Source organism: Bradyrhizobium sp. Ken01, assembly GCF_055807355.1.
The window spans coordinates 1-11,132 of record NZ_JBVVPC010000093.1 but is presented as its reverse complement, the minus strand read 5'-3'; the positions used below and the strand labels follow the sequence as shown (position 1 = coordinate 11,132).

General features: G+C 59.8%; 3 protein-coding genes and 6 pseudogenes. 6 read left to right on the top strand and 3 right to left on the bottom strand.

What is annotated here, in order from left to right:
- Nucleotides 1-375 precede the first annotated feature (375 nt).
- A complete protein-coding gene (locus AC0L3S_RS38180) occupies nucleotides 376-846 on the top strand; it encodes an IclR family transcriptional regulator (protein ID WP_445432982.1) in 471 nt (156 codons plus the stop codon).
- 7 nt (nucleotides 847-853) lie between these two features.
- Here AC0L3S_RS38180 and AC0L3S_RS38175 read toward each other — a convergent pair.
- Nucleotides 854-1,969 (bottom strand): annotated as a pseudogene (locus tag AC0L3S_RS38175) (IS4 family transposase).
- A 1,053-nt stretch (nucleotides 1,970-3,022) separates the two neighbouring features.
- Here AC0L3S_RS38175 and AC0L3S_RS38170 point away from each other — a divergent pair.
- Nucleotides 3,023-4,115, top strand: a pseudogene (locus AC0L3S_RS38170) (IS630 family transposase).
- Between the two features lie 339 nt (nucleotides 4,116-4,454).
- Here the strand turns inward: AC0L3S_RS38170 and trbJ are convergent.
- Nucleotides 4,455-5,084 (bottom strand): annotated as a pseudogene (gene trbJ, locus AC0L3S_RS38165) (P-type conjugative transfer protein TrbJ); the annotation flags it as partial.
- Nucleotides 5,085-5,317: 233 nt separating this feature from the next.
- A pseudogene (locus tag AC0L3S_RS38160) lies at nucleotides 5,318-5,943 on the bottom strand (conjugal transfer protein TrbE); the annotation flags it as partial.
- A gap of 271 nt (nucleotides 5,944-6,214) precedes the next feature.
- Here AC0L3S_RS38160 and AC0L3S_RS38155 point away from each other — a divergent pair.
- The 4 genes and pseudogenes from AC0L3S_RS38155 to AC0L3S_RS38140 form a co-directional block, all read left to right on the top strand.
- Nucleotides 6,215-6,416 (top strand): annotated as a pseudogene (locus AC0L3S_RS38155) (IS481 family transposase); the annotation flags it as partial.
- 1,704 nt (nucleotides 6,417-8,120) lie between these two features.
- Nucleotides 8,121-9,923 (top strand): ABC transporter ATP-binding protein, encoded by a 1,803-nt coding sequence (locus AC0L3S_RS38150; protein ID WP_259217524.1) that lies wholly within the window; start codon nucleotides 8,121-8,123, stop codon nucleotides 9,921-9,923.
- Nucleotides 9,924-9,962: 39 nt separating this feature from the next.
- Nucleotides 9,963-10,289: pseudogene (locus AC0L3S_RS38145) on the top strand (transposase); the annotation flags it as partial.
- Between the two features lie 564 nt (nucleotides 10,290-10,853).
- Entirely contained in the window at nucleotides 10,854-11,054 is a 201-nt protein-coding gene (locus tag AC0L3S_RS38140) for a hypothetical protein (protein WP_259217525.1), read from the top strand.
- Nucleotides 11,055-11,132: the final 78 nt, after the last annotated feature.

Below are 11,132 nucleotides of genomic sequence, written 5' to 3'. Positions count from 1 at the left end.
GTCAGGCGCCTCGGGCAGATCGGCCACCGAGCGGAATGCCCTGCGGCCAGCGACTTCCTCTTTAGTGGGATGCACCGCCATCGACTCGCCGTAGCCCCGCTCCCGCGCCTGATACATACAGCAATCTTCGAATGTATATTCGTCGATCAGCCGATCGAGACTCTCCTTAGGCGCTGCTCTTCCGATATATATCAAAGTTCGCTGCAGAAAATCTCCTGAACCGAGGCTACCAAAAATAGCAGGCAGTCAAAAAGGAGCGATTAGTGTAAGTGAGATCGCGCGCCCGCTAGGAAAGCATGTCAGTGCCGTTTCCAGGACACTGCCGCCTCTTGAACACAATGGATTTTCGAGCGTGACGAAGAGACTGGCCGGTTTGTGCTCGGAATTGAGCTTATCGCGCTCGCGAGCAGGCTTCTTTCTAAACTCGATGTGGTCAGGGTGGCGCGACCTTATCTCGAAGAACTTGCCGAGAGCACAATGGAAACAGCCTCGCTCAGTCTTTGGAACAGGACGGAGGCAATCAACATCGAGCATGTACTTGGCCCCGGGTCGATAAAGCACGTCGCAGCACCCGGGCGTCGCAACCCGGCCCACTGTACGGCTACTGGAAAAGCCATACTGTCGCAAATGCCCGGCACCACTCTGGAGGAGGTTTTGGCACTCGGCCTTGAATCCTATACGGACTGTACGATCACTGATGCGAGCGCGCTTGAACGCGAGCTGTGCAGCACTCGCGAGCGAGGATACGCGCTGAACGTGGGACAATTCATTGCTGAGACAGCCTCGATTGCCGCCGTGGTCCTCGATCGAGGCAGGGCTGTCCCGGGAACAATCGCGCATAGGTAAACGCCAGCTAGTCGGGAGAGAACCTGGGCTTTGGCTTGCTGGGAGATTTCCGCGATCGACTTTCGCAGTAACAAGGGTTGACAAACGAGCTCGGCGAAGCGCAGCTGCAGCATCGGCAAGGAATTCAGACGCCGCGCGAGACGCAGGAGCAGATAAGTGATCATCGCAGCGATGATTTGCAGACGAATGGCGTTGTCATTCTTGCCCATGAACTTGCGGAGGTTGAGATGCTGCTGGATCCAGCGGAACAGGAGCTTGATCTGTCAGCAACCCTTGCAGAGGCCCGCAATCTCGACTGCCATGCGTTCGAGATCGTTGGTGATGAGAGTGATCGTCCCGCCTTTGTCGCGTTTGACCTTGATGCGTCGCAACGGGATCGGCAGCTTGGAATCACCCTTGCTGGCGAGCACTACATCGGCATCAGCGATGATTTTGAAGCTATCGCCAGTGGTCTTGCGCACGTGCCGCGACTTCGTCTTGCGCAAGCGTGTTCACCTTGACGCGCGCGACGAGGGACGCATTGGCGGCGCTTGTCTTTTGCCACCAGCCAAAGTGATAATAACCTTTGTCGAAACGTAGGTCGCGCCGGCTTCGAGCTCGGCTTTACGACCGATCTCGACGTCGTTGACGGCTCCTGGCGCAATCTCGACCCAACGCGGGACATCGCCGCCCAGATGACAGACGACGTGCATCTTCATGCCGCGGATACAACCATTCCATTCGGCCCATTCACACATTTTGCCCAATGGCGCTGGGCTCGACTCGATCAACCGCACCATCTCGGCGCCTTCCCCTCGCGTGTGTCGATCGGCCTTCTTTGCCAGCACGGCAAAGGTTTTCGCGAAAATGCCCACCAGAGGCCGTGCATTCGCACGCGAGAGCGTCGAGCGAGGAGCCTTGCCTACCCCTGATAATGCTGATGCGAGTTTGCCTTAGAGGTGGCCTCGATAGCGTGCAGACTCGCAACCTGGCCCACCTGGGCGCCCACCATCGTCACAAGATGATCCCAGCTCTTGAACCTTTTGTCGTACGCGTTGCCGTCATGCCGCTCGACGATTTCCCTAACTTCTCGTCGGTCGATCGGTTTGAGGAGCTCCCCAAACATGCTATTCACGTAGCGCATGCCCGGCCCTTTCTGAGTCTCGATAACCAGAAAGTATCCGGTTCACCCTGGATTTGCCGGGCATGCGCTGCGGCATAGTGAATCATTCCCGGCACAGCCCTGGCGATCGAGGGGACGGATTGTGCCCGCAATTGCCATCACCGTGCCGGCCGAAGGACAGCTGGCGCCTCTAGTCATGACTGCGGCGGCGACTATCTCGCAGCGCCTAGGAGATCTGACCAGGTAGGTCGGAGCGGATACCTATGATGAGAGCGGCCGCAATGGCTGTTCCGGCCTGGATTAAAAAGGGAGCAGCTGGCCTCAGAGGTGATCGGAACTTGTCCTCCGATGATCGACGGTTGCACTGACGAATGCGAGCTTTCGGTCCTGGCCATTCGGAGCAAATCCTTGTCGGATGATGGCGTCGTGTTTGAAGGAACTTTAATTGAGGAGCCGGTCGGGGCTCGCGGCCCGGAGTTTGGCGAATACCTTGTGGTCCGCGCCGCCTCGCTCTCCCGGTTAACACGCTGCTGTTCGGGATAAACCCAAATGAACCTCGCAGACGAAGAGCTCTGTGCCGCGACAATCGGACGGCCGAGATCGGCCGGCAAAGGCGGCCCGAGACGTCGTACGTCCTTCGGAATCTCGGCGTAGTCCTTCGGCACGGTCGCAAGCTGATCCGCGACATTGTGGTGGTCGGCCGAGTAAAGCTCCTCCCGCGCCGAAGTACGTGACCGCTTCTCCTGCAGCGTCTAGTGGTTCGTCACAGTGATTTTGACATACCGAGCCATTCGAGGATGGGCACGTTTTCAGGTGGCAGAAGACTCTCAATGCTGCGGGGAACACCAGGCTGACGGCCAATGAAACCGTTTCATTCGAGGGTGACGATCATCTGGTGGACCGACGGCGGGCTGACGCGAAAAATGGCGCTGCATGTCGGTTTCGGCAGGTGGGCGTCCGAACGTGTCCGCGTGGGTGTAGATAAAAGCCAGATAGTACCCCTGCTTCTCCGTGAAGTGCGTGCCCTTTGGCTCATCGCTGGATTCGGTCGGGCCTCCGACAAGGAGGCGAAGCATGAATGTACGTTATCGGGTCGAATTGAGCCAAATCGCGGGACGAACTGACAGCGATGCTCGGCGGCGGCAGGCATGCCGCTCGCAAGCTCAAGCGGGCGCAGATTTTGCTGGCGGCCGATGCCGGTAGTTGTGACGCGGAGATTGTCCGAACCGTCCAGGTCAGCCTTTCCAGCGTCGGCCGGACCAAGCGCCGCTTCGTGGAAGGCAATCTGGAGCGGGCCTTGAGCGAGGAGCCGCGTCCGGGCGCGGAGCGCAAGCTGACCGGCAAGGAGGAGGCCTGCTGGTGGCGACCGCATGCGCCAAGCCGCCCGCCGGCCGCAAACGATGGACGCTGACGCTTTTGGCCGACACGATGGTCAAGCTCCCCGATCACGACAGCCTGTCGGGCGAGACCGTGCGTCGCCGGTTGGTCGAGAATGACCTCAAGCCGTGGCGCAGGGACATGCTGTGCATCCCCCACGTCGATGGCGAATACGTCGCCCGCATGGAGGACGTGCTCGACCTCTACGCCGAGGCGCCAGATCCCGCCCGGCCGCTGGTCTGCTTCGACGAGACCCCGTCCAGCTCATTGGCGAGGTGCGTCAGCCGATTCCAGCCCAGCCGGGACAGCGCGAGCGCTACGATTACGAGTACCGCCACAACGGCACGATCAATCTCTTCGTCACCTTCGACCCACATCGTGGCTGGCGCAGCGTCGAGGTGACAGACCGCCGCGCCGCCGTAGACTACGCGCACTGCATGCGCGAACTCGTCGACATCCATTATCCGACGCCGCCTGGATCCGTGTCGTGCGGGACAATCTGTCGATCCATACCGCCGGCGCGCTGTATCAAGCATTTGCGCCCACTGAGGCCCTTCGCATCCTGCGCCGCATCGAATTCCACTACACCCCGAAACACGCGAGTTGGCTCAACATGGTCGAGTGCGAGATCAGCGTGCTGCAGCGTCAATGTCTCGGCCGTCGCATCGACGACCCGAACAGGCTCCGAAACGAGATCACAGCATGGCAACTGCAACGAAATAAAACCCGAGATCGCATCATATGGATGTTCACAACCGACAAAGCCCGCGCCAAACTCCGCCGGGCCTAGCAACGACAAGAGGCAAAACCACTGTGATGAACCACTAGAACGCGGGGCCAGTGATCAGCACGAGCACAAGAGCGCTGCCGCCGGCAAGGACCTTCCGCGATAGGCCGGCAACTTGTGGCCGATCCGTTCGGACCCGTAGGGTTTCCGCAAGGAACCCGCCGGCTTAACGAGGTGTGTCCTTGATGAATTCATTCGCCTGGTCAGTGTGGTCAAGAGATCTCCAGTTCGCACGATCCTGACCTTCTGCTGGTGCTCCTACGCATTCTCAGTTCCGCAGCCGCGAAAAGCCGATCAACGATCACAATAGCGATAGTTGACGAGCGCAATCTTGCCGTCGGGCGCCTCTAGCGCCTGCGCGCGTGCTTCCGCGGCAACGATGGCCCTGAGGTCGGCAACTTGCTGAGCTTGCATTGCAAGGAGCTTGGTTGCCAGCCTGGCTCGCCTGGAGCGTACCTGACGCGCCCTGGCTCGGCGTGACCAAGGCCGGCATCTGGGTCCGGTTGGTGCCGAGGTTGCGGACGACAGTCGCCTGCACCCGAGTGGCATCCTGGAGTGCGGTGACGGAATTCTGCCATCGCGTTCGGGCATTGTCGACGAGCAGCCCGATCGGACATGCTCGTGGATGTCGGCGCGTAAGTGGAAGGCGCGATCGATCTGTTGGACTTGATACGCGAGGCGCTGCGCCGGTAAGAGCAGCTGCTCCGTACGCTGAATCAATTGCACGAGCTGCTGCAACGACGAATACGGCAGGCTCGCAAGGTTCTCGCCTGATTGGTCAGCATCTGCGCTTCGTTTTTGCAGTCAAGTGATTTGATGGTTGATCTGCTGCAGCTCGCGCGCGGCCGTGAGCACATTCTGCACGTAGTTGTTGGGATCGAACACGATCCACTGCGCTTTATCCTCCCGGGGCGTCAGCACGACGCAGCTTGCAACGATACTTGGTGCCAGAAGCGGGCGAAGACGATTCATGACAGATCTCTTTTCTTGACGAGTTGCGGAATGAGATTGCAGGCCCAGCCGAGGTCGCGCGCCCTAAGCCAGCCGGTGACAAACTCGTCCCGTCCGTGCTCGGCAAGTACACGCACGATGAGGGTCTGGTCCTATTTGGACGACTCGGCCGCAAAGGCCAGCGATTTCGCCAAGGACAAGTCAACAGCAGGTTACGCGGCGCGACTGTCGTAGTAGTATTGCAACGATACTTGCTACCAGAAGCGAGCGAAGACGATTCGTGACAGCTCCCTTTGCTTGACGAGTTGCGGAATGAGATTGCAGGCCCAGCCGAGGTCGCGCGCCCTAAGCCAGCCGGTGACAAAGTCGTCCCGTCCGTGCTCGGCAAGCACACGCACGATGAGGGTCTGGTCCGATTTGGACGACGCGGCCGCAAAGGCCAGCGATTTCGCCGAGGCCAAGTCAAACAGCCGGTTGCCGCGGGGCGACTGGCAATAGTAGTCGCGCTTGGGAATTGCGCGGGCGAGGATGTCAGATCTGCCGCTCGTTCAGCCCAAGCTCTGCTAGATCACCATAATCTGTGGCTCGATGGCGCAGTGATCGGGAAGACGGATCCGGGTCGGACAGCTCTTGATGATGTCAGGTACAATTGCGGAGCCGTCGATATCAGCAAGCGATTGGGTCGGAAACACGACCAAGGCGTTCTTCTTGCGAATCGGCATCATCGAGCGCAAGCCATCGCTCATCGATGATGAGCAGTGTCGGCCGACCGTCAAAGCTCGGGGTAACAAGTAGGCAAGAACAGCCGGCGCGTGACGGAGGTGCCGATCAATCCATCGGTCTCGAATACCTGGACGGAGGCCTCTCCCAGCCGCTCACTAGAATTTTTGCCGGAGTGAGCTGAGGTCCGGCCATCCATCTCGACGGCCTCCATAATCATGGATGCCGAATTCGCCCGGCATGTAGTCTCGATTGACGAAGTTTAGGACGATGGGTGCGAGATGCCCGCGTTCGGGTTTAATCGGATGGCTCTGATCGACATCGGTTTGGCGATATGACGGGCCTGGATATGTGCGGACGTCAGCGACAACGCTACACCCCTTGTCTCTCTCGCAATCCGCCATATGTCATCCGCACCAAACTGCACACGCCGAAAGAATGGCAAGGCCGAGCGCTTCATCCAAACCGCGCTTTTGGAATTGGCTTACGTCAAGCCTATCCCACCTCAGATCAGCGGGCCGAAGAGCTGCCGATCTGGCTACAACGCTGGCACGGACCCACGGTGTTGTAACTCAAACACCGATCAGCAGGCTCGGTTTGACCAGGGACAAACTCTTGAGGCTCCACAGCTAGAGCTGCAGATACAGGGTTCGTGTAGCTCCTAACAATTCTTGCAATTGCGACTCGAAATGTTGAAGCGCCAACGCGACTTTCCGCGAGCGCTGACCTGCAGGGGATGGCTGAAATTCGCAGGTCGGAAAGGCCAGCGGCGATCGTTGGGATTTATCTCACGAACCCACAGCGGACCGGACAGCACGCCTTCATCTACTTGGTCGGAACGACGGCCTCAGGGCAGACAATAAAACCTTCGTATCATACGTGCATCCCTTTGGATCCTCGACGGTTACCTACGTTCAATTGAGCGTCGATCGCGATGGTCTTAGCTCGGGTATGCGGTGGCGCCTCGCGCTTATCGCCGCCCTCCTTGGGCGTTCCTCCCTATACTGGGGCGGTCCCTGGCAACGCGGGCGGTCATTCTTTCTGTTGCTATGCGCAGTTTCCGTCCCCTTAGCTCCCAATTAAACGGGACTGCGAATTCGCACTCTTTACCGAGATATTTGCAATTCACATCTCTGACGCTCACAATTTCCGCTAGCAAGTTAGGCCGCTGTGCTGACATTTGTGTCGTCGTCCAATGCGCTCGTTGCGCGACGTTGATTATCCTAACGGTTGGTGCCTAAACAACATGCACCTGTTTGCGAAGCTTTTTTGATGTAGAGCAACAATTTTCCGCAGACGCCGCGACCGCACTCTTCCGGAGCTTGCGGTTCTATCTTCCCGGCGTGGTCCTTCCAACGCCTGCACCTTGCTGGTGTTCTATGGCTGCAGTATCGGCCTATCGTCTCTGGAGATTGTCCGATGACGCTGGCAGGTTCCACACTCGCGGCAGCTCCGGTATCCATAGATCGAGAATCAAGATGCGAGCAGATGTAACGCCGGTCCAAGGACCGAGAGCTCGAGTGCCCTGGCCGGTTGCTCAACGTCTCAATGATGCCAGCTGCCCACAATCGCGGTAGACTAGGCAAAAGAACCGACGCCAAAGTCAATCGACCAGATCGAAACGGCAGAGGATGCCGCACAGGTGCAGCCCAAAGCCCGGACACTTCAAGGCTTTGGTGTTTTTCACTACTTTACAAAGCTACATCGTACCCTGGCAGATCACCGACGTTGCGCTTGAAGCTCGCAAGCAGCTTGTCGGCTCGGGAGTGGTCGCCCAGGGGATGCAGCGCGCCGAGTTGGTTGCCGCCACACTTTCAGGTTCCGCGCCTGTCCGGCAAAGCGCTTGCAGGAGACGGCGCTCGTGTACTCTTCCTGGTCCTCGGTGGCACCTACTGGGCGCTGCGTGGCAATTTTACTCGGCCGGCGACACAGCGCCGCCAATGAGCTCACGACAAAGGACTATGCGGCGCTCCCCAAGGGACGTGCGAGACTTGAACCGCCTAGCTGGACGATCCATACGACGATGCGCTTTTGTGGCCAAAAGGTTCCAAATTCGACTGCGATCGTCGGCTTCTTCGATTACGCATTTATCGCATCTGATGCCGACCGTCAGTTCCGCGACAGGCTGTCGGGGACACAACACGTCCGTTCGAAAACGTCCGATGAATTAAGCTATTGCTAGTGGCACGAGCATTGAAGGGGGGCTTTGGTTCAACTTGCTCAAGGACCGTTAATGATGACCTACAAGATTATGGCCTCGATCTTTTTGGACGAGGGTACAAGTCGAAGATTCAGAGGTGGGAGCGCTCCGTGCGTCAGAAGCGGCCAGGTGACGCCATGGCCGCTCTGACAAAAAAGCCAGCGGCAATACGCGTGGTGCTGCCCTTCGTGTTCCGGCACTGGCTGAAGCAGCCGGGGCGCAGCCTCATCGTGGCCGGCGGCCTGCTGGGCGCGACCGTTGCCGACCTGTTCATGCCGGTGTTCTCTGGGCACCTGATCGATGCGCTGATGCGCGGCCCATCCGATCCCGCCGGGCGTCACGCGGCGCTGGTGGCGCTGGCCGGAATCGTGGCGCTGGGTGCAGCCTCCATGGTGCTGCGGCTGACCGGTCTCCAGGCCATCATGCCTTTCACGCTGAAAATCATGTCCGAGGTCGCCGAAGGCGCCTTCATGCGCGTGCAGCGCTTCTCGACCGACTGGCACGCCAATTCCTTCGCAGGATCCACGGTGCGCAAGGTCACCCGGGGCATGTGGGGGCTCGACCTGTTGAATGACAGCATATTGATGGCGCTGGCGCCCTCGCTGCTGGTGCTGATCGGTTCGATGATCCTGCTCGGCCTGCACTGGGCCTCGCTTGGCGCGGTGATCGCGCTCGGCGCGCTGGTCTATGTCACGATGACGGTGCTGTTCTCGACGCGCTACATCGCGCCGGCCGCGCGCGTCTCCAATGCCTGGGACACCAAGGTCGGCGGCACACTGGCGGATGCGCTCACCTGCAACGCCGTGGTGAAGTCGTTCGGCGCGGAGGCGAGCGAGGATGCGCGGCTTGCCCGCGTCGTCAACCGCTGGCGCGTGCGCCTGCGGCGGACCTGGCTGCGTTATAACTACACCGCAATGTCGCAGCTCTCGCTGCTGCTGGCGTTACGTGCCTCCGTGATCGGCGGTTCGGTGCTGCTGTGGATGTCGGGGCACGCCTCGCCTGGCGACGTGACTTACGTGCTGACGAGCTATTACGTCATTCACGCCTATTTGCGCGACGTCGGAATGCACATCAACAACCTGCAGCGCTCGATCAACGACATGGAGGAGCTGGTGGCGATCCACGACGAGCCGATCGGGATTGCGGATGCGCCGGACGCGCGGCCGATCGCGATCGAGCGCGGTGAGCTCGTGTTCGACGACGTCACGTTCCATTATGGCGGCCATCACGCGCCGCTCTATGAGGGACTGTCGGTCACGATCCGCGCCGGCGAACGCGTCGGTCTCGTCGGTCGCTCCGGCTCCGGCAAGACAACCCTCATCAAGCTGGTGCAGCGGCTGTATGACGTCTCGGGCGGTCGCATCCTGATCGACGGGCAGGACATCGCCAAGGCCACGCAGCAATCGCTGCGCGGCCAGATCGCGGTCGTGCAGCAAGATCCGATCCTATTTCACCGCTCGCTCGCCGAGAACATCGCCTATAGCCGGCCCGGCGCCAGGCCGGCGACGATCGAGCAGGCTGCGCGGCTCGCCAATGCACACGACTTCATCGTGCGTCTGCCGAAGGGCTACGGCACGCTAGTCGGCGAGCGCGGCGTCAAACTGTCGGGTGGCGAACGGCAGCGCGTGGCGCTCGCGCGCGCCTTCCTGGCCGATGCGCCGGTGCTGATCCTGGACGAGGCGACCTCGAGCCTCGATTCGGAATCGGAGGCGCTGATCCAGCAGGCCATGGAGCGGCTGATGAAAGGCCGCACCTCGATCGTGATCGCGCACCGGCTGGCGACGGTGCGCGGCCTCGATCGCATCCTGGTGTTCGACCGCGGACAGATCGTGGAGCAGGGCAGGCATACCCTGCTCGCCGCCAAGACCGGCGGCATCTATCGCAACCTGTTCGAGCGCCAGACGACTGAATTGGGCTGCATAATCTCCGCTGTGGAGTAGGTGGGTGCACTGTTATGGCATACCAATTGCCTCTTGGAGCTTTCTGCGCAAGCGCGTGTGGGACGTGCAGCCCTGTTCCTCGAAGGTCAGCTCGGAGATGACGGCGCAACATTGGTTGGATGCGGTCGGAGGGGGCTGGCGATCCCGACCCAAGGCAGCAGCATGCAATTCTCGGGCGTGGATTGGGACGCCGATGCGTGACATCGTGCGCGACTATGTGGAGCATTTGGCGGATGATGATGCCGTGCTGGTGATCGACCGGACCGCCTTTCCCAAGCAAGGCAAAGCATCATGCAGTGTGACGCGACGAATACACTGGTTCGGCAGGCAAGATTTACGAAATGCCACATCGGAGTCTTCGCTACCTAAGTTTCGCGTCATGGTCATCCGTTCATGGACCGCGTCAAGGAAGGACCGACGATGCGGACTAGCGTGGTACGGCGCGCTCCGCGCAAGTTCGCTTCTGAATCAAAGGAATGGATCGCCACGATTGCCCCAAGCTGCTGAGGCCATCTCGGAGCCTCGTCGGGAGGCAATAAGAGGCAGCACCCGATGAGCGCAACACAAAGGGAAGTGCAGTTGCAGCCTAACGACCGATTCCTTGAACTTGGCGGTGATGGAACGAGACGTTTGTTTGTGGATTCCTCGTTGGAATAGACTGAACGAGGAGTTTTATCATGGGAGGATGGCGGCAAGCGATCGAGGTGGCGAGCAAGGCCTGGCTGGTGTCTCTGGCGTGCGACAAGGCCAAGGAGCATGGTTATCCGCACGAGTTGTGGACGACGCGGCTGTTGGCCCGCCATGCCGCGAGCACGGACCACTGTCTCGCCCGTCTGGTTCAGGGCACAGTGTGCAAGCTTCTCGGGCAGGAGGAAATCAAACCGCAAAAGGTGCGCTACTTATCTTGGCGGCGCCGAGTTCGAGCAGAAGATGGCGGAGGTTCTGTATGTCTATCGCGAGGTCCAGATCCTGAAAAAGGCAGCCAACCGGTCGAAGAAGTCGGACAAACCGGTAGCGATCGTCTCCTACGATGAGAAGCCGGGTATCCTGCCGCAACGACAGCGACGGATCTGCCACCAGTGCCGGGCGGGCATGCGACCTTCGCGCGCGATCATGAGTAGTCGTCCGTGAGCAAGGCTCTAAGCGATTGAGCAGGAGTCAGTTTTTCGGTTGCGGTGGCATTTGAGATTGCAGGGATTGGGGGCTTGA